Genomic DNA, 471 nt, shown 5'->3' on the forward strand with positions numbered 1-471 from the left:
CGGCGCCGGTGATCTCCGAGGTCTCGCCGAAGCAGCCATAGATGCCTTCGGGGAGAAGCTTGTCATACATGTTGCCGACCGTCGGGCAGGAGCCGAGCCCCGTCGTGGTGTCGCTCTCGCCGCATTTGGTCGAGATCCAGAGCTCGGAGATCGAGCATTCCTCGCGCTGCAGCTCGGAGGCGAAGTGGACATATTCCTTGGCCACGCGCGAGGCGTTCATGATGGTCTTCAGATCGCCGTTCTGCTCGATCGAGAAGCCGGTGACCGGCTTGCCGGTGGCGGCAATCCCGTCGACGATCTTCTTGGTCCAGCCCGGCTCGATGCCGATCACCACCACGGCGGCCACGTTCGGGTTCGAGCCGGTGCCGATCATGGTGCGGAAATGCAGATCCAGGTCCTCGCCGAACTGCAGCCTTCCATAGGCGTGCGGCAGCGCCAGCGTGCCCTTGATGTTGTTGGCGACCGCCTCGC

Annotated in this window: 1 protein-coding gene; it reads right to left on the reverse strand. The window is 64.1% G+C overall.

Features of this window, described 5'->3' with window-relative positions:
* Positions 1-471 (reverse strand): UxaA family hydrolase (locus LL06_RS24580; protein WP_035533309.1); only part of this gene is annotated, 471 nt, incomplete at both ends.

The organism is Hoeflea sp. BAL378 (assembly GCF_000759435.1).
GTDB lineage: Bacteria > Pseudomonadota > Alphaproteobacteria > Rhizobiales > Rhizobiaceae > Hoeflea.